Source organism: Gilliamella sp. X-23 (assembly GCF_057063545.1).
Window position 1 is genome coordinate 1 of sequence record NZ_JBXSQG010000016.1, and the last position, 21,755, is coordinate 21,755.

The 21,755-nt window shown below is 37.6% G+C and carries 18 protein-coding genes; 6 read left to right on the forward strand and 12 right to left on the reverse strand.

What is annotated here, in order from left to right; all coding sequences use genetic code 11:
* Positions 1–1,578: 1,578 nt before the first annotated feature.
* The 7 genes from gyrB to ACYH9I_RS09885 form a co-directional block, all read right to left on the reverse strand.
* Complete coding sequence (gene gyrB, locus ACYH9I_RS09855; protein ID WP_483560563.1) at positions 1,579–3,990, reverse strand: DNA topoisomerase (ATP-hydrolyzing) subunit B; 2,412 nt, start codon at positions 3,988–3,990, stop codon at positions 1,579–1,581.
* 42 nt (positions 3,991–4,032) lie between these two features.
* Positions 4,033–5,106, reverse strand: coding sequence for a DNA replication/repair protein RecF (gene recF / locus ACYH9I_RS09860; protein WP_483560564.1), 1,074 nt, complete (start codon positions 5,104–5,106; stop codon positions 4,033–4,035).
* Positions 5,107–5,154: 48 nt separating this feature from the next.
* Positions 5,155–6,258: a DNA polymerase III subunit beta gene (dnaN, locus tag ACYH9I_RS09865; RefSeq protein WP_483560565.1), complete on the reverse strand. Its 1,104-nt coding sequence runs from the start codon at positions 6,256–6,258 to the stop codon at positions 5,155–5,157.
* A gap of 15 nt (positions 6,259–6,273) precedes the next feature.
* Positions 6,274–7,632, reverse strand: a complete 1,359-nt coding sequence (dnaA, locus tag ACYH9I_RS09870; RefSeq protein WP_483560566.1) for a chromosomal replication initiator protein DnaA — start codon at positions 7,630–7,632, stop codon at positions 6,274–6,276.
* A 167-nt stretch (positions 7,633–7,799) separates the two neighbouring features.
* A complete protein-coding gene (gene ompA / locus ACYH9I_RS09875) occupies positions 7,800–8,894 on the reverse strand; it encodes a porin OmpA (protein WP_483560567.1) in 1,095 nt (364 codons plus the stop codon).
* A gap of 196 nt (positions 8,895–9,090) precedes the next feature.
* A complete protein-coding gene (locus ACYH9I_RS09880) occupies positions 9,091–9,999 on the reverse strand; it encodes a recombination-associated protein RdgC (RefSeq protein WP_483560568.1) in 909 nt (302 codons plus the stop codon).
* Between the two features lie 82 nt (positions 10,000–10,081).
* Entirely contained in the window at positions 10,082–10,831 is a 750-nt protein-coding gene (locus ACYH9I_RS09885; protein WP_483560569.1) for a MipA/OmpV family protein, read from the reverse strand.
* Positions 10,832–11,032: 201 nt separating this feature from the next.
* Here ACYH9I_RS09885 and ACYH9I_RS09890 point away from each other — a divergent pair, with 201 nt between their 5' ends.
* The 3 genes from ACYH9I_RS09890 to ACYH9I_RS09900 all read left to right on the forward strand — a co-directional run bounded on the left by ACYH9I_RS09890 (position 11,033) and on the right by ACYH9I_RS09900 (position 14,435).
* A complete protein-coding gene (locus tag ACYH9I_RS09890; RefSeq protein WP_141669987.1) occupies positions 11,033–12,442 on the forward strand; it encodes an aspartate aminotransferase family protein in 1,410 nt (469 codons plus the stop codon).
* 74 nt (positions 12,443–12,516) lie between these two features.
* Complete coding sequence (locus tag ACYH9I_RS09895; RefSeq protein WP_483560570.1) at positions 12,517–13,566, forward strand: GNAT family N-acetyltransferase; 1,050 nt, start codon at positions 12,517–12,519, stop codon at positions 13,564–13,566.
* Positions 13,563–14,435 carry an arginase family protein gene (locus tag ACYH9I_RS09900; RefSeq protein ID WP_483560571.1) on the forward strand — a complete coding sequence of 291 codons (873 nt, stop codon included), beginning with the start codon at positions 13,563–13,565 and terminating at the stop codon, positions 14,433–14,435. The genes ACYH9I_RS09895 and ACYH9I_RS09900 overlap by 4 nt, the downstream gene beginning before the upstream one ends.
* Positions 14,436–14,499: 64 nt before the next feature.
* Here the strand turns inward: ACYH9I_RS09900 and ACYH9I_RS09905 are convergent, their stop codons facing one another.
* The 4 genes from ACYH9I_RS09905 to ACYH9I_RS09920 are packed head-to-tail and all read right to left on the reverse strand — an operon-like array spanning position 14,500 to position 16,827.
* Positions 14,500–14,895 carry a DMT family transporter gene (locus ACYH9I_RS09905; RefSeq protein WP_483560572.1) on the reverse strand — a complete coding sequence of 132 codons (396 nt, stop codon included), beginning with the start codon at positions 14,893–14,895 and terminating at the stop codon, positions 14,500–14,502.
* Between the two features lies 1 nt (position 14,896).
* Positions 14,897–15,253: an EamA family transporter gene (locus ACYH9I_RS09910; protein WP_483560573.1), complete on the reverse strand. Its 357-nt coding sequence runs from the start codon at positions 15,251–15,253 to the stop codon at positions 14,897–14,899.
* A complete protein-coding gene (locus tag ACYH9I_RS09915) occupies positions 15,253–16,086 on the reverse strand; it encodes an alpha/beta hydrolase (protein ID WP_483560574.1) in 834 nt (277 codons plus the stop codon). Before ACYH9I_RS09915 ends, ACYH9I_RS09910 begins: the two co-directional genes overlap by 1 nt.
* Before the next feature lie 9 nt (positions 16,087–16,095).
* Complete coding sequence (locus tag ACYH9I_RS09920) at positions 16,096–16,827, reverse strand: MtnX-like HAD-IB family phosphatase (protein ID WP_483560575.1); 732 nt, start codon at positions 16,825–16,827, stop codon at positions 16,096–16,098.
* Between the two features lie 160 nt (positions 16,828–16,987).
* On the opposite strand from ACYH9I_RS09920, the gene ACYH9I_RS09925 reads away from it, so the two are divergent.
* The 3 genes from ACYH9I_RS09925 (at position 16,988) to glnS (ending at position 21,006) form a co-directional block, all read left to right on the forward strand.
* Positions 16,988–17,716 (forward strand): winged helix-turn-helix domain-containing protein, encoded by a 729-nt coding sequence (locus ACYH9I_RS09925; RefSeq protein WP_483560576.1) that lies wholly within the window; start codon positions 16,988–16,990, stop codon positions 17,714–17,716.
* Entirely contained in the window at positions 17,713–19,056 is a 1,344-nt protein-coding gene (locus ACYH9I_RS09930) for an ATP-binding protein (protein WP_483560577.1), read from the forward strand. The genes ACYH9I_RS09925 and ACYH9I_RS09930 overlap by 4 nt, the downstream gene beginning before the upstream one ends.
* 273 nt (positions 19,057–19,329) lie before the next feature.
* Positions 19,330–21,006, forward strand: a complete 1,677-nt coding sequence (gene glnS / locus ACYH9I_RS09935) for a glutamine--tRNA ligase (RefSeq protein WP_483560578.1) — start codon at positions 19,330–19,332, stop codon at positions 21,004–21,006.
* A gap of 86 nt (positions 21,007–21,092) precedes the next feature.
* Here the strand turns inward: glnS and ACYH9I_RS09940 are convergent, their stop codons facing one another.
* Positions 21,093–21,611, reverse strand: a complete 519-nt coding sequence (locus tag ACYH9I_RS09940) for an endonuclease V (protein WP_174787055.1) — start codon at positions 21,609–21,611, stop codon at positions 21,093–21,095.
* Positions 21,612–21,755: the final 144 nt, after the last annotated feature.

The window sequence follows — 21,755 nt, forward strand, 5'->3', positions numbered from 1 at the left end:
TAAATTTGTGGTCTATTTATAGTATGGCAAGGTTTCGGACGTTTTGACCTTTGGCGAATAAAATGGTTACAGTGATCACGTCCGAGTCAGGGAATTAAAGCGAATTCCCTGACAACCCACGCTTTGGTTGCAGAATGTGGCCTACGGCTACGCTACTCGTATCATCCTGATACTCGCCTCTTCGAGGCCATCTTCGCTGTGCTCAGATGTTCAAATTTGTTCCAGACAAATTTGTCCGCCGCCGCTCGGTCTTAACGCACCGTTTGTGGGATTACTCGTATCATCCTGATACTCGCCTCTTCGAGGTCATCTTCGCTTTGCTCAGATGTTCAAATTTGTTCCAGACAAATTTGTCAGACGCAGCACAAACTCGCCAAACATCCTTGTTTGGCGTGCTAACCTCGCTCTGTTGTCGGCACATTCTGACGCCGGAATAAGACAGACAACATAGCCTTGGGGGGGGTATGTGAACTGCTTTTTTGTTAAAAAACAATGCAATTACATCCAAAAAGCGGTCAGGAAAGGTATTGATTTTATTAAAGTTTTTATTTTTCTGTTTTCAAGCTAAATCAATCACTTACACAACCTAAGCAAAGTGCTGACATACAACAAATCAACAAAAACACGAATAGCGCTCTAATAACAACAATTTAACCGCTCCAAACCCTTTTTTTTACGACAATTTAAAATTAAATAAAATCAAAACATTAAAAAACAGCTCAAAAAAAGGGTTTTCAAAGATGAAATTGTTGTTTATCTTTATATAGCAAGATTTATCAAATCTTGAGTTCTACCTTAACGCCGTGTAGGCGGTTTAGAAATTTATCTCAGAGCTAACCTGAGTTTTACCACGCCTTAACGCCGTGTAGGCGGTTTAGAAAATTAACTGCTCGCTCAAAAAAACCGCGCCCATCCTTAACGCCGTGTAGGCGGTTTAGAAACTGCATTTTTGCTAATAAAATCTGCACCATATCCTTAACGCCGTGTAGGCGGTTTAGAAAAAAAACTTTTGTTGCCCAGATGAGATTTCAATCCTTAACGCCGTGTAGGCGTTTAATTTAAATAAATCATATAATTATAAAAACATAATATCTTCCAAAAAAGATGGTTATGCTGTTTGTTTTATTCCGGCGTCAGAATGTGCCGACAACAGAGCGAGGTTAGCACGCCAAACAGGGATGTTTGGCGAGTTTGTGGTGCGCTTGGAGCGCGTCCACAAACGGTGCGTTAAGACCGAGTGGCGGCGGAGGGTAGCCGAAGGCCACATTCTGCAGCCAAAGCGTGGGTTGTTAGGGAATTCGCTTTAATTCCCTAACTCGGACGTGGTCACTATGGCTATTTTGTTCACCAAAGGCCAAAACGTCCGAAACCACCACACCCAATCCATCCTATTCACCAACCCAAAAAGGCTTGATTTTCCGCTCAAAAATCGGTCAGGAAAGATATTGATTTTATTAAAGTTTTTCTGGCTGTTTTTTTAACAAAAACTGCCTTACAAAAACAAACTCACCCATCCTTCATTTAATAAAAAACCAGACATTACGTCTGGTCTTTTTACTCTTTTTATCACGACAACTTTTAAAAATCTAAATTTGCCGCTTTAAGGGCATTTTCTTCAATAAATAGTCGGCGGGGTTCAACTTCATCACCCATTAATGTAGTAAATAATTGATCCGCTTCAATGGCATCTTTTATGGTGACTTGCAACATGCGACGACTAGTTGGGTCCATTGTTGTTTCCCACAATTGTTCTGGGTTCATTTCTCCTAGTCCTTTATAACGTTGAATAGTTAATCCACGACGTGATTCTTTAATTAACCAATCAACAGCTTCGTCAAAAGATTCAACGGGTTGTTTGCGCTCACCACGTTGGATGAATGCGCTGTCTTCCAATAGATCTTTTAATTGTGCACCAAGATGACAGATGTTGCGGTATTCATTGCTATGAATGAACGCCTGATCCAACGTGTAATTCGTGTCAACACCATGTGTTTTGACCTTAATTACCGGCAGGTGCAATTGGGTTTTTTCATTGTAGTCAGTTGCATAGCGGTAACTGCTACCATGTTGTTCTTTGCTTGTCAGTTTTTCGACAAGTATTTTTGCCCAGTTTTCAGCTTGTTGCTGGCTTTGTAAGATAGTTTCGTTTAGTACATCGTGGTATACCAATTCTGACAGTAGTGCTTTTGGATAGCGTCGTTCCATTTTAGTGATGAGCTTTTCGACTTTTTGATATTCCGCAATCAGCCGTTCTAATGCTTCGCCAGCAAGTGCTGGAGCATGATCATTAACGTGTAACGAGGCATCTTCAAGCGCTAAGGCGATTTGGAATTGCGTCATGGCATCATCGTCTTTGATGTATTGTTCCTGTTTGCCTTTTTTGACTTTGTATAAAGGTGGTTGTGCTATATAAACATAGCCGCGTTCGATGATTTCTGGCATTTGACGATAAAAGAACGTTAATAATAAGGTGCGGATGTGTGAACCATCGACATCAGCATCGGTCATGATAATAATGCTATGGTAACGCATTTTATCTGGATTATATTCATCACGGCCAATACCACAACCTAATGCAGTAATTAACGTTCCCACTTCTTGCGATGAAAGCATTTTATCAAAACGGGCTTTTTCGACGTTTAATATCTTACCTTTTAGCGGTAAAATTGCTTGGTTTTTGCGATTGCGCCCTTGTTTTGCCGAGCCACCTGCCGAGTCCCCTTCCACTAAGTAAAGTTCAGATAGCGCCGGGTCTTTTTCTTGGCAGTCAGCGAGTTTACCCGGTAAGCCACCAAGGTCTAATGCGCCTTTACGTCGTGTCATTTCGCGTGCTTTGCGTGCTGCTTCTCGTGCTCTTGCTGCGTCAATGATTTTGCCGACGACAATTTTGGCATCGGATGGGTTTTCAAGTAAGTATTCTGCTAACTTTTCGCCCATGACGGATTCAACCGCCGATTTAACTTCTGATGAGACTAATTTGTCTTTAGTTTGTGATGAGAATTTAGGATCAGGGACTTTAACTGATACAACCGCGATGAGACCTTCACGCGCATCATCACCAGTGGCACTAATTTTCGCTTTTTTGCTGTATCCTTCAGCTTCCATATAATTGTTTAATGTGCGCGTCATTGCACCACGGAAACCGGCTAAGTGTGTACCGCCGTCTCGTTGGGGGATGTTGTTAGTAAAACAATAGATATTTTCTTGGTAGCCATCGTTCCACTGCAGTGCCACTTCGACGCCAATATCGTCTTTTTCTGTGCTGAAGTAAAATATTTTTGGGTGAATCGGGTTTTTGTTTTTATTGAGATATTCAACAAAAGCTTGGATTCCGCCTTCGTAATGATAATGTTCATTTTTGCCTGTACGTTCATCAAGTAATTTTATCGATACACCTGAGTTTAGGAACGAGAGTTCACGAAGTCGTTTGGCGAGTATTTCGTAGACAAATTCGATGTTGGTAAATGTTTCAGGACTTGGCCAGAAGCGGACGTATGTGCCTGATTCTGTGGTTTCGCCAATCACGTTAAGTGGTGCTTGTGGTACCCCTAAGTTGTAAATTTGTTGGTGTATTTTTCCGTCACGATAAATCACTAATTCTAATTTATCCGATAAAGCATTTACCACTGAAACACCAACACCGTGTAAGCCACCAGATACTTTGTAAGAATTATCATCAAATTTCCCGCCAGCATGTAATACAGTCATAATAACTTCAGCAGCAGAGATGCCTTCTTCTTCATGTATACCTGTTGGAATACCCCGACCATCGTCACGTACAGAAACTGAGTTATCGGGATGGATGGTTACTTCAATATGGTGACAATAACCGGCTAATGCTTCATCAATGGCATTATCGACCACTTCAAAAACCATATGGTGAAGTCCTGTGCCATCATCAGTATCACCAATATACATACCTGGACGTTTACGGACAGCATCAAGTCCTTTAAGGACTTTAATGCTAGAAGAATCATAAGAATTAGACATGGATTTCTCGACTTATTTGATTGTTTATATCATTCTGTATATTTACGAGATTATACCAGATTTTATGTAAAAAATCTTATCATTTTCATCGATCATATGGGTAATTTGCGATTGATTGACGGCCGTAATAAATACTTGTGAATTAGCAAGCTTTAGCCGTTTGGCTAATAATGTTCTTTTGTTGTTGTCTAATTCAGATGCAAAATCATCAATCAAGTAAACACAGGCTTGGGTATTTTGCTTTGAATAATATTCACCCTGCGATAGGCGTAAAGCACACATTAATAACTTTAGTTGCCCACGAGATAATAGATCTTCAACGGGGATATTGTCGATGCGTAAGCGAATATCCGCTTTATGTGGGCCGGTCGATGTGTAGTTGAGTAGTTTATCGCGTTCATACTGTTTTTGGAGTATTTGAGCATAATCTGTATCGTGATCCCAACCTTGGAAATACTGGCAATTTAGTTGATATTCGGGCAAAAAGTCATGACACGTTTGCATAATTTCAGGAAAAATTTTTTGCGAGTAATCAGCTCTTATTTGACTAATTTTTTCAGCAATGGGTGCGATCTCTTTGTCCCAAGGTAATAATTGATTATAATTTTTAGCTTGCTTTAGCAGTGCATTGCGTTGTTTAAATAGGCGTTTTAAACTGTTCCATAAATGGACAAATTCTGGGTAATGGTGAAAGCACCCCCAGTCGATAAATGAACGTCGATATTTAGGTCCCCCCGTTAATAAGTCAAACCCTTCTGGGGTAATGAGTTGGATAGGGAGTAGTTTGGCTAGATCAGTGAGTCGAAAGCCTTCGTCTCCGTCTATTTTGATTTTATTTTCACTATTGCGTGATTTAGAAAGACCAATTGAATGTGTTTGTTGGTTGGTGTTTTTTATTTCGCTAAATAATACCAGTTCGGGTTGTTCGTGCTGAATGATGCGATTGGATTGGGTGTGCCTAAATGCGCGGCCATGCCCAAGCATATAAATGGCTTCGAGTAGGCTTGTTTTGCCACTGCCATTATCGCCAACAATGAAGTTGAAATGCGGCGATAAGGTGAGCTTTGCGTAATCAATATTACGGAAATGATGTATGTTGATGGTTGAAAGAGTCATATGCTATCAATTATTCCGGCCGAAGCCGGAAAATTAAGTAAGAGTTGATTATAAGCGCATTGGCATAACAACATAAGTGGCAGATTGATTGTTGATATCTTCAATTTGTACACTTGATACGGCGTCAGTAAGTAATAGCTGTACGCTATCACATTTCAATGTATTTAATATGTCGAGTAAATAGGTGACATTGAAGCCAATTTCAAGCTCTGCTGATTCATATTTTACGTCAACAACTTCTTCAGCTTCTTCTTGTTCAGGATTGTTTGCAGTAATTTTTATTTGGTTGTTATGGACATGAAGTCGGATACCGCGGAACTTTTCATTAGACAAGATGGCAACCCTTGATAGGGCATTTCTGAGTTCTTCGCAGGAGACTTCAAGTGGTTTATCTGGATTGCGTGGTAATACGCGTTTATAGTCAGGAAATCGACCATCAATGAGTTTTGATGTGAAAGTGAAATCACCAAGGTTAACACGTAAGTTGTTATTACCAATTTGCATCGTGATTAGTTCGTCGTTATCGCTAACCAGTTTTGCGAGCTCAAGCACTCCTTTTCTTGGTAAAATAACGGAGTGAGTAGTTTGTGTATCTTGTTCTATTGGTTGTGCGCATAGTGCTAGTCGATGTCCATCAGTCGCGACTGTTTTTAATAGGCCATCTTCAATTTCAAATAACATGCCATTTAAATAATATCTGACATCTTGGTTTGCCATTGAAAATTGTACTGCATCAATCAGTCGTTTTATGGTTTTTTGTGGAACAGAAAGGTCGACATCGCTTTGCCAATTTTCCAAATTAGGAAAATCATTAGCAGGTAGCGTTGCTAAAGAAAATTTACTACGACCGGATTGAATCATCAATCGGTTATCGTCAACGCTTATCGATATTTGGGCATCATTAGGTAAGTTTCGACAGATATCAAGAAACTTTCTTGCTGGTACAGTAGTTGCACCCGGCTCACTTGGTTCGGTTAATTGTAGATAGGATATCATCTCTATTTCAAGATCCGTTCCCGTCATTGATAGCCTGTTGTCATTGACTTGTAATAATAGATTTCCCAAAATTGGTAGCGTCGGGCGATTACTCAGTGGAGCGCTGACAAGGTGCAAGGGTTTTATCAGTTTTTCACGATCTATAATAAATTTCATAGTATTGATTCTTTTTTAAGTTGATAATGTTCGAATTAAATTGGAATAATCTTCTTTAATTGCATTGCTTTCTTCTTTTAATTCTGCAATTTTTCTACATGCATGTAATACGGTTGTGTGATCTCTTCCACCAAAGCCATCGCCGATTTCAGGCAGGCTTTTGTTAGTGAGTTCCTTGGCAAGCGCCATTGCGACTTGTCGTGGTCTTGCAACCGAACGGGAACGACGTTTAGAAAGTAAATCTGATACTTTAATTTTATAGTATTCGGCAACCGTTTTTTGTATATTTTCAATGGTAACCAGTTTTTCTTGTAAAGCCAGTAAATCTTTTAAGGCATCTTTAACAAAATCAATGGTAATCGCTTTCCCTGTAAAATTAGCATTAGCGATGACGCGATTAAGTGCACCCTCTAACTCTCGAACATTGGAACGTAGCCTTTTAGCAATAAAAAAAGCGACTTCTTCGGGTAATTTAATATGATTTTCTTCGGCTTTTTTCATCAAAATGGCAACTCGTGTTTCGAGCTCAGGGGGCTCAATTGCAATGGTTAATCCCCAACCAAAACGTGATTTTAAGCGGTCTTCAACACCATCAATTTCTTTAGGGTAACGATCCGAGGTTAAAATAATTTGTTGATTGCCTTCTAATAACGAATTAAACGTGTGAAAAAACTCCTCTTGGGATCGCTCTTTATTGGCAAAAAATTGAATGTCATCAATCAACAACGCATCAACTGAACGATAGTAATTTTTAAACTCTTCAATAGCATTATTTTGTAGTGCTTTTACCATATCTTGCACAAAGCGTTCCGAATGCATGTAGACAACTTTGGCATTAGGCTTTTCTTCCATTATTTGATTGCCAACCGCATGTAATAAATGCGTTTTACCTAAACCAGTAGAACCGTATAAAAATAATGGGTTATAAGCTTTTCCGGGGTTTTCAGCCACTTGTTTTGCCGCAGCAACACCTAGTTGGTTTGATTTACCTTCGACAAAACTGTTGAAAGTATGTTTATGATTAATACCTGAACGGTAAATATGATTGTGATTTGTTTCTTTTGTTGTTTGCCAAGCCGGTAAAACATCCATTTTGCGCTGGCTACTTTGGGCTTTTTTATCTGTCGATACAGTCGAGCCAACTTCAAGAAATAATTTTAAAGAATCGTCATTAAAAAGCTTATTTAGTAATTGGGATATAGTGGTTAAATATTTATTCCTTACCCAATCTAACACAAATCTATTTGGTGCATAAATATAAAGTTTGTTATCGACCATTTCCGCTTGCAACGGGCGAATCCATAAATTGAATTCCGTTGTAGGAATTTCTTCTTGTAATTGAGAAAGGCAATCTTGCCAAATCGCGGTAGGCACGGCAACTCCTTCAATTTTTCTTACTAACAATACCGTAAGGCATTATAATCCCTTTTGTGGATAATTTGTAGTTCTAAGGTGATATATATTTAGTTGTTAACAAAAAAGAGAGATAAAAAAACCCGGCTTTTAACCGGGTCTTAATGAATAACTTAAAAAAACAAAAATTAATTTGTTGAATTAGTTACTTGAACTTCTTGAACGTTACGTGCTTTAACTTCAATTTCAACACGACGATCTGGTGCTAAACATGCTTTTAAGTCAGCGCCACGAAGTGCATTACATTTAGTACCAGTTACTGGTTGAGTTTTACCTACACCATGAGCACTGATTAAGTTAGCAGGAACACCTTTAGAAATTAAGTATTTCATTACAGAATTAGCGCGTTGTTCTGATAATTTTTGGTTGTAACTATCTGAACCGATACGGTCAGTATGGCCAATTACAACAACAGCACTTTCTGTTGGGTTGATTTTAACAAGGCTTGTTAATAAGTTGTCTAATGCTTGACGACCTTCAGCTTTTAAGTCAGCTTTTGCATAAGCAAATAGAACATCTTCATTTAATACATAACGTTTTACTTCAGTTTTTAATTCAACTGGAGCTGGAGCTGCTGGTGCGCCTAAACGGTAAGTAATACCTAAACTTACTAGTCCAGCATCTGGAGATGCATCAGTTTTAGTATGAATATGTTGAACATATTGGTATTCTAAACGAGTAGAGAAGTCTTCGTCGAAACGATAGTCAAGACCTAACGCATACACAGGAGATAGGTCAGTTTTTGTACCATTGTCAAGTTTGTCGCCATCTTTTACTAAACCGCCGTTTTTCCATTTAGCGATAGTTACCATTCCACCTGCACGACCATAGATATCTAGGTTGTCAATGATAGGGTAGCTTAATTTACCAGTTAAAGATACACCTTGAGCAGAAACTTTACTATGACCTACATCATAATCTCTGCCTGCATAATGGAAAGATCTTTTATATTTAGCAGATCCTAACCAGTCATAACCTAATTCAAAAGCTAAATAAGGATTTGCTTGGAAACCAAGGAAAGCACCACCAGCAATATTGCTACGGTTTGAAGTGCTGATACCAACGTTATCCCATACACGAACTTTATTCGCATCTAATCGATAAAGCTCTGACCAACCTAATTTAGCACCTGTATAAAAAGTGTTGTCTTCATATGCTGCATTAGCTGCAGTAGCTGTTAAACTTGCAACTGCGATTGCTAGAGCTAGAGTAGTTTTTTTCATTTTATTGCCTCAACTTATATATTGTTATAGACGATGTTTAGTTTCTTTTATTGTTTAAAATACACTTCAAATAAAAAGAACAATACTTATTTTTATATAATTATGTTACCCATAATCTGTCTGCTAGTATAGCATAGATAATAGGCAAATCCATAACTAATGATGGTATAATGCAAAAAAAATTTAAATAATTTTATCAAATGATTTTGTTAATTGTTATGTAAAAGTCATTAATAGTATTGGCTAATGAATTAGCCATAATAATGAAATCAGCTTCTAGTTTTTTATCAAATTCATCTGAACCGATATCTTCATTTTCGTCTAAAATAACCGAATCAAATTTAATTCGTTTAAATGTTAAGTCATTATTGACGATAAAGCTGACGCCTCTTTCATCAATAATTTTAATTTTTGTGACCCATTTGCCAGAATCAAAATGAACACGCATTTCGTCACCGGTGATCTCTTGGTTTTTGCAGTTGATAATTCCATTACCTTCAAGCGGATCTTTGAGTTCGGCTTGATCACCTAATATAAATGGTGGAAAATTCAGGTTTTCTTTAACCCAAGTCGTCATGATTTGTTCAAGTGGTTTATCAATTGATAACGGTGTTAATGCAAGCGATCCAAGCTCTTTGCGTAAAATGGCTAAGATATCTTCGGCTTGTTTAAAACTACTACAATCAACAACAATGCGTTTATTTTGTGTATCAATCCATAACCAATAGTGATTATATTTACTAAATGCTCTTGGCATGAGATCAATCATGACTTCGTCTTTTAAGGTGGCTTTTTCGTTTTTAGTCAGTTTTCTACTGAGTGCGTGTTCTTGTTTATCGATTTTCTCTAATAATGCTTGTTTAATAACAGGGGTGGGTAATATTTTGGTTTCTTTTTTGATTCGTAATAATAAATGCCCTTGCATATCAATAATAAAAGCATCGTCATTATTATCATGATAAGGCGATACCCAACCCATTTTGGTTGTGTCTAAATTACCGCAGGGGGTAAAAAGATGCGATTTTATTGCGTTTTCAATCGCATCTTTATTAAGTAACGTGTCATTATTGAGTTGATAAATGATGGCATTTTTAAACCAAAGCATACTTTTCTATTTCCTGAATTTTTTGTGGTAATGATTTTATTTCACTTAAAATAGCTAACAACTTGATATTGATGTCTATTAATTAAAAATTATAAGATACACCCATATAAATTGAGGTGACAGTGCTATTGTCAACCATTGGGCTATCAGCTGCGTCACCAGTTAATTTGTCGATATGAACACCGCCAAAAGTAGCCATATTTTCGGTGAATGAATATTGTGCTGCGATTTCGGCGTAAGGTGTCAATGAGCTATTGGCATTGAAGTATCTCAATCCTGAACGAGATGATTCTTTATGCGAAATACCATAATAATAACCATTGTGTTTACCATTAGCCCAATTTATCCCGATGGTCGGTGCAACAATGAAATTACCTTGCATATAAGGGACGGTATAATCGCTGTTAACTAAAATACTATTACTGTTATTTAGCATATCAGCCCCAACGCTACTAGAAAATCCACCCCAGTTGGTTACAAGGGAATATTCTATTTCAGTTAGTAATGTTGAGTGACGGCTATCAAGTTGTTTTAATTGGTGATTATCTGAATTGTGTGGTTTAAATTCATTAGATAAGTAGCGAGCACCAATTGAAATATTTTGATCATCAGCATGATAAACATAAATCCCAGCGGATAAATCATCGATAAAAAATCGCCCATTGTCATAATCAATATGGGGAATAGGAGAATAATGAGCACTGTAACTTTTATAAGGTGAATTTTCCCAACCAATACCAATCCCAAGGGAGGTGGGCTCAGCTAATGCGATCTGGGTAGTTCCTAATGCTATTATTGATAAAATAGAAAGTGCATAAGGTATTTTTTTCATTTTTTGATGCCCGTATATCGTGCTTATCTATATAAGAGAGCGCTTGTTATCAGTTCGCAAATTTTATTATCTTTTAGTGTATTTTTTTGTTTTGTTTATCGTCACACAATTTATACAGTAATTATACATTGTAACAAACAAATTTCTTGAATAATAATGCCACATTTTATCGTATTTGAATATGGATTAGTGAGATAAATTATGAGCAAACCAACTTTAGAAATGATTAACAGTCGTCCTGATGATGCGACACTGTTAGCGGATGAAGCTAAATATTGTTCTTTTGGCGATACCGTGCATTATGTTGAACCACCAAAAATCTTTGATGGTTGTGAAGGTAGTTATATGTATGACAAAGAAGGCAAAGCTTTCCTTGACTTACAAATGTGGTATTCTGCGTGTAACTTTGGTTATGCTAATGAACGTTTAAATAATGTGCTTAAAAAGCAAATTGATACTTTACCACAGTGCGCTAGCCAATATTTGCATCCAACTAAAATTGAATTAGCCAAAACCATTGCCCAAGGCATGGAAAAGCGTTTTGGTTATGAAGGACGAGTACATTTCAATGTGGGTGGTTCACAATGTATTGAAGACTCTTTAAAATTGGTTCGTAATGCATCTGGCGGTAAATCGTTAATGTTTGCTTTCCAAGGTGGATACCATGGTCGTACTTTAGGCGCTTCATCCATTACATCAAGTTATCGTTATCGTCGTCGCTATGGTCATTTTGGTGATCGTGCTATGTTTGTTCCATTCCCATATCCTTTCCGTCGACCAAAAGGCATGACAGCAGAAGAATATGGTGAACATTTGGTGGCTGAATTTGCGCGTTTATTTGAAACCGAATACCACGGTGTTTGGGATCCAAAAGTGGGACAAGCGGAATATGCAGCGTTTTATGCCGAACCTTTACAAGCAACAGGTGGTTATATTGTTCCTCCTCGTAATTACTTTAAAGGTCTTAAAAAAGTCTTAGATCAGTATGGTATTTTATTAGTCGTTGATGAAATCCAAATGGGCTTTTATCGTACTGGTAAACTTTGGTCAATTGAACACTTTGATGTCAAACCTGATGTTGTGGTTTTTGCTAAAGCATTAACTAATGGTCTTAATCCGCTAGGTGGTTTATGGGCACGTGAAGAATTAATTAATCCACAAGTATTCCCAGTTGGTTCAACTCACTCAACTTTTGCCTCAAATCCACTTGGTACAGCAGTTGGTCTTGAAGTGTTAAAAATGACTTCTGAAACCGATTACGAAAAAATGGTCATGGAGAGCGGTGCTTACTTCCTAGAAGGTTTAAAAACACTTGAGAAGAAACACAAAGAGATCGGCGAAGTTGATGGTTTAGGCTTAGCGCTACGTGCTGAAATCTGTACTGAAGATGGCTTTACAGCCAATAAAGCACTTGTTGACAAAATGGTTGATATCGGTATGTCCGGTGATCTTGATTGGAAAGGTACCAAAATGGGCTTAGTGCTGGATATTGGTGGTTACTATAAAAACGTGATTACCTTTGCGCCATCGTTACACATCTCTCGTCAAGAAATTGATCAGGGTATTGAACTGTTGGATCAATTAATTACACGAGCTAAAAAAGAGCTTTAATTGTTTTGTTTTCATTTTCCCGCCAATGTCTATTGGCGGGACCGCGAGTTACAGCCAATCTTATATTTAACGTTATGAAATATATCAATCAGTTAGAACCCAATGAATTAATAGACAATTTTCTAACTCATCCTCCACAAGAATTTTCCGCATGGCTGAGTGAAGATGGTGTGCCTGTTTTTTCTGCCAAGTTTGATCTTCTTACTACTGCAGATGATGATTTCAGACATAAAATTCAAAAACTGCCTTTTTATCATAAATGGCAGCGCTACTTACAACCCAATACTTGTTTTGTTGGCGCAACTGTTTCGGAATATGCGTTACTAAATGATAAAGTGGATGCTAATCAATTAGCACAACATCTAAAAACGGCTTATGCTAAGCAATATCCTTTTTTGATTGTTAAAGATATACCTATCGCATCGCCTTTACTGAGCGAAAAAGAAAATGATTATTCAATGCATCTTATTTCGTCACTAAAAGAACAAGGTTTTATTGAAGTTGAAGGGCAAGCATTGGCTTGGCTACCGATTGATTTTGCCAATATAGATGAGGTTTTTTCACGATTTTCTTATAGCCGACGTAAAAATTTTAGGCGAAAACTAAAATCACGAGAAAAATTAGTGATTAATATGTTGCATAGTGGTGATGAGTGTTTTTATGACCAAGCGGTTTTAGATGAGTATTATCAATTATATCTTAATGTTTATCAGCAAAGTGAAATCCATTTTGACTTATTGACTAAGCCCTTTTTTAGTCAGCTATTACAAAGCAAAACCCAAAATGCGCATATTGTGACTTATCACCATGATGATAAGTTGGTGGGGTACAATATTTGTTTTGTTGTGAACAATATGCTAGTTGATAAGTATATTGGTATGGTTTATCCACAGGCAAGAGAGCTCAATCTCTATTTTGTAAGCTGGTTTGTAAATCTTGAATATGCTTTGCAGCAAGGATTTAGTCATTATATTGCGGGTTGGACCGATCCTGAGGTAAAAGCATCACTCGGTGCAAAATTTACTTTTACTAAGCATCTTGTTTATATTCGCAATCCATTACTAAGAGCTGTATTACGCAGATTGATTGGTCACTTTGAAAGTGATAAGGAGAAAGTAGCATGAGCTGTCCTATTATTCTCAACTTTGATGGAAGCGTGGGTGATATTTGTCATGCTCAAACGGTTGATGTTACGCAGTGGCAAGATACAATTCGTTTTAGTTGCACTAAGAAACAATTTAGCCAATTTAAACAGGTATTACAGCAATCTTTGCCGGAAAGCTATGGCACGGTATTAATGGGCAGTGGTGATTTTCATCATATTTCATTACTACTTATTGAACGTTTAGCAAAGCAATATTCCGCAGATAATCCGATCCAAGTTGTGATTTTTGATAATCATCCAGACAATATGCGCTATCTATTTGGTGTGCATTGTGGATCATGGGTTAGTTATGTGGCAAGTTTGCCTTTTGTGAGTCATGTACATGTGCTTGGCATTACCTCCCATGATATTGGTATAGCCCATTTTTGGGAAAATAGATGGAAACCGCTATTTCATAAAAAATTGACTTACTGGAGCTTAGATGTCAATGTCGCATGGGCAAAAAAAATTGGTTTAGGACATGCTTTTAGGCATTTTGCCACACCAGATGACCTTATTGCTAACTTCTTATCCGAACAATATCATAGCGCACAACCGGTCTATTTATCGATTGATAAAGACGTATTAAGCGAAGAGGTGATTCACACCAACTGGGATCAAGGCAAGCTACAAACGTATCATCTGCTTGATACTATATCGTCAATTAAACCTAGAATTATCGGCAGTGATATTACCGGTGAACTATCAATATGGCAGCCATCTAATTGGTTTAAACGTTTGCTTAGTTCTCTTGATAAACAACCGAGCATATCGCCAAATAACCTTCTTAATTGGCAGCAAGAACAGCATCAACTTAATTTGACGCTATTAAAAACATTAACAGTATAAGTTTTTAAAAGTTTCAGGAAAGTAGGCTTAAGGCCTAGCTTTCCATTATGATTGGAACTTAGGGTTAATGGTTGTGCGGATTTTGTTTCGATAATTTGCTTTCTGCTAATGCCAAAAAGAGAATGCCTGAAACAATTAATATTGTACCAATTAACTTGAATAAGGTAATCGGTTCGTGAAATAACCAAATTGAAACAACCATCACTGTCACAACTTCGAAGTGTGATGCGGCAAAAGCGGGTCCTACAGGGGCTTTTTTTAATAACGTCATCCAAGTAAAAAATGTCAGAATATAGCCTGCTATTGAGATATAGATCCAAGGGTTAGTAAATACGCGAATTAACCATTCAATGCTCATCTCTAACGGTTGAGCTTCAATCGCTGTTAATTTAAAACTACATTGCGCAATTGTGTCAAAAAAGAGCAATACAGAAAAGCCAATTAAGTAAAATCTAGCCATATTACGACATTCCTACAAAAACAACACCGGCGGTGATTAATAGCATTCCGAGCAAGCGGTAACTAGTCAGTAATTCTTTGAAAATAATACGGCCAACTAGCATGATAGTAATAATATTAAATGAGGCAAGTAATACCCCTTGCGAAAGTGGTACTAACGTTAAAAAGGCTAACCATAATAAAAATTCAGCAACATACGAGGTAACACCAATCCAAATCCACTTATTTTTTGCTAAATCTAACCAATAGTACCAACCATCGCGATTGTTGGGGGCGATGGCTGCAAATTTAAAAGCGACTTGGCCTAAGGTATCGAAGCAGATGTTACTAACCCAAAGTAGAATAACTAATGGTGACATTATGCTTTTATTCCTTCTGCTATATTATCAAAGAAAGAAACACACTCCTTGATCACTTCGCGGCGCTGGCTATCAATGGTAATTAAATGATAGCTATCATTTAATACCACTAACTTTGTTGGTCCTGAAACTTGCTTTTCGACCAATTTGGCATTCGTTTCTATATTGGCGATATCATCGTTACCTGAATGCATAATTAAACAAGGCGAAATCACTTGGGGCAATTGCTTGCGCATAGCTTTTGCCAATAACTGCATTTCGGCAAGCGCAGGGAATGGATTTCCTGCAAGGCCTGCTGATGCAGCATCACCACTTAACATACTTTCAGAGACCACCGCACGAATGCGTTCATCTTTAAGTCCATAAGGCGGTTGTTCAATGAAAACCTGTTTTTGGAAAATACCCAATTTTTTAAAGTAAACAAGTAAGAAAAACAGTTTTTTTGCCCAAAATGGCATACTCCAACCATCGTAACAAAATGTGGGTGCTAACACACCAACCCCTTTAATTTGTTCAGGTCTGTCTACTGCCAGTTTGAGCGCAAGTAGTGCGCCCATTGATAGTCCTGCAACAAAGATATTATCTACATGCTGTGCTAAATAATCAGCGCCATCTTGCACGCTTTTATACCAATCTTGCCAAGTTGTTTTACACAAATCTTCTTCCGTACCACAATGCCCAGCTAACTGGATGGCATAAACCGTAAATCCTGCTTTATGTAAACCATTGGCTAAAATTCGCATTTCATTGGGGGTACCGGTTAAGCCATGAATTAACAGTACACCATTTTTATTACCTGGTAGAAAGTAAGATAAATCTTCGATTGTACTCATTAATGTTCCTTATTCTTTTACCATCATCACAGGAATAACCGCTTGTTGAGTTTGTTCTAATGCGGTTGTGACATCGGCAAAGCTGGTGATTTGCGTGTGTGCTATGCTATTTTTTTCGCAATAGTTAACTAACTTATCTTTAGCAAAGACAAAATCAACATTATGCGACACGCAATAGTCTGACGTACCGTCACCAACATAAAGTATTTGTGGAAAATATTTTTGTTTTTTAACATGATTACATTTGCAATTACCGCTTTTTTTGATGCAGTCTTTGTTTGCATAGGGGAACTCAAGGCGCCAACTGCGCGCATTATTATGCAGTAATTTATTGGCAAAAATCGGCAACTGTTTAATACCATGACGTTTTAAAATAAACTCAATGGCATAATCAAGACCGTCGCTAACTACGTGGACAGGGATATTATTTTGTTCAGTATATTGAATAAAGGATTTAAAATCCGGATCAATTTCAATTTGAGATAAGACGTCATTGAGCTCATCTAAGCTTGCATCCATTAAGGCAATTTGCTTGCTCATACATTCTTGAGAGCCAATTTTGCCATTAACCCATAATGTTTCGAGTTCATCACAACCCTCTTGACCAAAATGGCTTAGTAAGGTGTCGGTAACATCTTTTACACTAATTGTGCCATCAAAATCACACAAGACAATTGGCGAGTGATGTTGTGTATAAGATGGATGAAAAAGAAAGTTTGTAATTGATGAAAAAGTATTCATGTTTAATGTAAAAATAGCCTATTTAAAGATATTGGCGCAAATTCTCTCATAGAGTAACTATAAACTTTGTAGGCTCTTTGTATATATTTTGTAACGAGGGAATAATTGTCTGTATAATGGGGCATCTCTAAGTAAAAGTGGCAGTGATTAAGAACAAATAATGAGTGAACGTATATTAATCATCGAAGATGATCAGCGGTTAGCCAATCTAATTCAAGTTTATCTTATTCGGCAAGGGTATCTTGTTGAATGGCATAATAGCGGTGCAGGCGCTGAAGAAAGAATTCAACAGCTTAATCCAGATCTGGTTATATTAGATGTGATGTTACCTGAAAAAACGGGTTTTGATATTTGTCGTGATATACGCACATGGTTTACTAACTACATCCTTATAATGACAGCTAGCGAAGATAATATTGATGAGATCGTTGGGTTGGAATTGGGGGCGGATGATTATTTAGCTAAGCCTGTTGAGCCAAGATTACTGCTTGCCCGCATACGAGCCTTATTAAGACGGAAACAGATAGAAACCGACAAAGACAATCATAAAGAATTGATTGTGCCACTAAATAATAAAACGCTAATATTTGACAATTTAGTCATCGATGGCGAAAACCGAAAAGTGCTCTTGCAAGAGCAAGAAATTGATTTAACAACCGCTGAGTTTGATCTGTTATGGTTACTTGCGCATAATGCAGGGACAATTTTATCGCGAGATGATATTTTTTCTCAGGTAAGAGGGATCGATTTTGATGGTAGCGATCGTTCTATTGATGCACGTGTGTCAAGACTTCGTCGGAAATTACTCGATGATCCAGATAATCCATCGCGCATCAAAACCGTACGTGGTAAAGGCTATTTATTTATGCGAGAGGGAGAAAGCCATTGAGCCAATTATTAGCCAAACCGCTATTTTTTAATCGCCGAATTGTATTTTATCTAGTCATTTTACTCTTATTGCAAAGTATCATTGCTTATGGTGCTTTATTGGTTTTTGATTCATTACCTTCATCATTAACCGATATGCCTGATGATCATATTGTATTTCGAGAATCTCAACGAGGCACGGTAAACCTGATTCGTATGCAAATTAACGAGCACAAAGATCGTCCCCTTCAAGACGTGGTTAATGAATTACAACCTTATTTTGGTTACCCTATCGAAGTCTTGCCAATTAATACACCCTTACCCGATGCGGTACTTAACGAGTTACACAAGCTGGACTTTTCTTATGATAGCGACAGAGAGGTCGTTTACATTGATTTAAAAGATGGCAACTTGCTCCAATTAGGCCCTATTGCCATGCGAGATATTTTGGCATCCAACACCATGTCATTGACCATCTTTCTTATTATTTGGGCTGTATTTAGTGCCATCATCTTTTTTATTTTAATTTATATGGCGTTTAGCGCTGTTTGGAAAGATTTGGTTAATATCAGGCAGACCGCCGAACAACTAGGACAAGGTAATTTAAAAGCACGAACCGAAAATGTTAAAGGTTGGTTGTTTAAGCCGCTCGCTAACGTATTAAATAATATGGGCACGCATATTGAACACTTAGTAAGTACCAATCAAACGATTTCTCATGCAATGGCACATGAACTACGCACCCCGCTTGCACGAATGCGATTTGAACTTAGTATGCTTGAAGAATCTCACGACGAACAAGAAAAACGTCTTTTACAAAAAGGTATGAGTGATGATATTAACGAGCTTGAAACATTAATCAATGCCAGCTTGAATTATTTTAAAATGCAGCAAAGCAATATCGAGCTAAACTTAACACGTGTAGCACTCAAAGAGTGGGGCGAAAAAGTGTGCCAATCACTGGCGTTATTCAAACCGAAAGGATTTGAGCTAACTTGTAATAGCCAAGATGAACACGCCATGATTGATACCAATTTAGTTGAAACTATTGTGAAAAATCTGTTACTTAATGCATTTAAATATGCAGCTCATAAAGCGGTTTTAAATATCACCAAACATGAAAATCGTGTTATCCTTGAGATCGATGATGATGGCGCTGGTATTCCTTTTGATGCGCGCGAAAAGATTTTTATGCCTTTTGCCAGACTTGACACTAGTCGTACACGTTCAACCGGTGGTTATGGGCTTGGTTTAGCTTATGTAAAATTAATGGCAGAATTTCATGATGGCAAAGCGTTTGTTGTTACAAGTCCATTAGGTGGAGCAAGATTTGTGGTTTCGTTAAAATCGGGTGATGAATAGCGACTGTATTTATTTGGAAACACGGTCAAAAAGTGGTCAGGAAAGGTGTTGATTTTATTGAAGTTTTTTGTTAGTGTTTTTTTAGTTAACACATGGGTTATTTTATTAAAAAACGACATTGTTTAACCAAAAGCCAATTTTGTCGATACAAATAGCCTGTTTTTCGTTTCAGAAATAACAAAAATTTGTTATATTCATCAACCAATACAAGAAGTAATAGCAAAGCAAATATTCTTAATTTGTTACTAATAAATATATCATCAGAGGTTTTTTATGAGCGGTTCACTACCGACAGAGACTGAAACTCGTCCGACTAATTTTATCCGCCAAATTATTGATGCAGATCTTGCTGCTGGCAAATATAAAACAACGCATACCCGTTTTCCGCCAGAGCCAAATGGCTATTTACATATTGGGCATGCCAAATCAATTTGTTTAAATTTTGGTATTGCACAAGACTATCAGGGTAAGTGTAACTTGCGTTTTGACGATACTAATCCAGCTAAAGAAGATATAGAGTATGTTGAGTCGATTAAACAAGATGTCCGTTGGTTAGGGTTTGAATGGGATGGTGAGATTTGTTACTCATCTGACTATTTTGACAGGCTATATGATTATGCAATTGAACTCATCAATAAAGGGCTTGCTTATGTAGATGAACTGTCTGCTGATGAAATTCGTGAATATCGTGGTACTTTAACGCAACCGGGTAAAAATAGTCCTTATCGTGATCGTAGTGTTGAAGAAAACCTAGCTCTTTTTACACAAATGAAAGAAGGCAAATTCGCCGAAGGAAAAGCCTGCCTAAGAGCCAAAATTGACATGGCATCGCCATTTATTGTGATGCGCGATCCGGTGTTATACCGCATTAAATTTGCCGAGCATCACCAAACAGGCAACAAATGGTGCATTTACCCAATGTACGATTTCACCCATTGTATTTCAGATGCGATCGAAAATATCACCCATTCACTCTGTACGCTTGAATTCCAAGACAATCGTCGTTTATATGATTGGGTATTAGATAATATTACTATCGAAGCGCGTCCTCATCAGTATGAATTTTCAAGATTAAATTTAGAGTATGCCATTACCTCTAAACGTAAGTTAAATCTATTAGTATCAGAAAACATTGTTGACGGCTGGGATGATCCGCGCATGCCAACGGTATCGGGTTTACGTCGTCGTGGTTATACACCTGCTTCAATCCGTGAATTTTGCCGTCGAATTGGGGTGACCAAACAAGAAAATACTGTTGAAATGAGTACCCTTGAGTTTTGTATTCGTGAAGATCTGAACGAAAATGCACCTCGCGCAATGGCAGTGCTAGATCCCGTTAAAGTTGTGATCGAGAACTTCTCGGACACGATTGACGAAGTGCTTAGCATGCCAAATCACCCAAACCGCCCAGAATTAGGAGCTCGCGAAGTGACATTCACGCGTGAAATTTACATCGACCGAGCTGATTTTAGGGAAGAAGCTAACAAAAACTACAAGCGCCTAGTGCTTGGTAAAGAAGTGCGTTTGCGTAATGCCTATGTGATTCGTGCTGATCGCGTTGAAAAAGATGCCGAAGGCAACATCCAAACAATCTATTGCAGTTACGATCCTGCCACGTTAAACAAAAATCCGGAAGATGGTCGTAAAGTGAAAGGCGTCATTCATTGGGTTTCGGCTAAGTTTGCCAAACCGGCTGAAATTCGTCTGTATGATCGTTTATTTAATACGCCAACCCCAGGTGCAGCCGAGGACTTTTTATCAACCATTAATCCTAATTCATTAATTATTAAACAAGGTTTTGTTGAGCCAAGTTTACAAAATGCGAAAGCCGAGCATGCTTATCAATTTGAACGTGAAGGCTACTTCTGTTTAGATAATAAATATGCAACCGAAGATAAGCTTGTGTTTAACCGAACCGTAGGTTTAAGAGATAGCTGGAACGAAGCATAATTAACTCAATCATTCGCCGACTTATTGGGGCGGCGAATGATTGTAGTTGCCACCTCATTTATATTACTTGAATCTAATTCAATAAATTATTCTTCGTGTTTAAATAATTTTGTTTGTTGATCTAAATAGCTCAGCACATCAGGCATTCGGTGTTTGCCAGCCATTGATTGCACGCTATTAGCTGCATTTATTAGCGGTATGCCTATCGAGGTAACATATAGCGGATGCTTGCTTTGGCCACGAAGAACTTCGATCAAATACTCGCTATTGCCTGAAAACGGCTTTTTAGCAACACCAATAATAGGAATGGTTTTGTTTAATGCATGATACAAATGCCCACCTAGCCCTATCTTACCTTCATCCAAATGCACATAACCATCAATCACAATGCAGGTAAGTTTACTTAAATCAATTTTATCAAGTAGTGACATAATGCAAGGCAATTCACGTTGATAAAACTGACCTGATTGATAGGGCGCAACATTATCTTGATAATCTGTGATTACCTGTTCAATTGCTGAGGTTGAATCAGTCCAATGATGAAATAAAACGCCGACCGATTTGGCGCGGTTATCAATGTAATAAACATCAATTGCAAGTATCATATTAAGTTATCTTCTCTTTAAAACATTATTTATCAATGAATCAATACATTGAAACTAACTGAGTAAGATAACATTATTACTGTTATTAATTCAATGCGATAATATTCACTTCTGTGTTGATTATTATTAAATAAACTTATTAAG

Bases quoted from the DNA above. Each gene is read 5' to 3' on its own strand.
- ACYH9I_RS09895 (WP_483560570.1), top strand. From the start codon at position 12,517: ATGAAATATATCAATCAGTTAGAACCCAATGAATTAATAGACAATTTT.
- ACYH9I_RS09890 (WP_141669987.1), top strand. From the start codon at position 11,033: ATGAGCAAACCAACTTTAGAAATGATTAACAGTCGTCCTGATGATGCG.
- glnS (WP_483560578.1), top strand. From the start codon at position 19,330: ATGAGCGGTTCACTACCGACAGAGACTGAAACTCGTCCGACTAATTTT.
- ACYH9I_RS09915 (WP_483560574.1), bottom strand. From the start codon at position 16,086: ATGAGTACAATCGAAGATTTATCTTACTTTCTACCAGGTAATAAAAAT.
- ACYH9I_RS09910 (WP_483560573.1), bottom strand. From the start codon at position 15,253: ATGTCACCATTAGTTATTCTACTTTGGGTTAGTAACATCTGCTTCGAT.
- ACYH9I_RS09880 (WP_483560568.1), bottom strand. From the start codon at position 9,999: ATGCTTTGGTTTAAAAATGCCATCATTTATCAACTCAATAATGACACG.
- ACYH9I_RS09925 (WP_483560576.1), top strand. From the start codon at position 16,988: ATGAGTGAACGTATATTAATCATCGAAGATGATCAGCGGTTAGCCAAT.
- ACYH9I_RS09900 (WP_483560571.1), top strand. From the start codon at position 13,563: ATGAGCTGTCCTATTATTCTCAACTTTGATGGAAGCGTGGGTGATATT.
- recF (WP_483560564.1), bottom strand. From the start codon at position 5,106: ATGACTCTTTCAACCATCAACATACATCATTTCCGTAATATTGATTAC.
- ACYH9I_RS09940 (WP_174787055.1), bottom strand. From the start codon at position 21,611: ATGATACTTGCAATTGATGTTTATTACATTGATAACCGCGCCAAATCG.
- ACYH9I_RS09885 (WP_483560569.1), bottom strand. From the start codon at position 10,831: ATGAAAAAAATACCTTATGCACTTTCTATTTTATCAATAATAGCATTA.
- dnaN (WP_483560565.1), bottom strand. From the start codon at position 6,258: ATGAAATTTATTATAGATCGTGAAAAACTGATAAAACCCTTGCACCTT.
- gyrB (WP_483560563.1), bottom strand. From the start codon at position 3,990: ATGTCTAATTCTTATGATTCTTCTAGCATTAAAGTCCTTAAAGGACTT.
- ACYH9I_RS09905 (WP_483560572.1), bottom strand. From the start codon at position 14,895: ATGGCTAGATTTTACTTAATTGGCTTTTCTGTATTGCTCTTTTTTGAC.
- ompA (WP_483560567.1), bottom strand. From the start codon at position 8,894: ATGAAAAAAACTACTCTAGCTCTAGCAATCGCAGTTGCAAGTTTAACA.
- ACYH9I_RS09920 (WP_483560575.1), bottom strand. From the start codon at position 16,827: ATGAATACTTTTTCATCAATTACAAACTTTCTTTTTCATCCATCTTAT.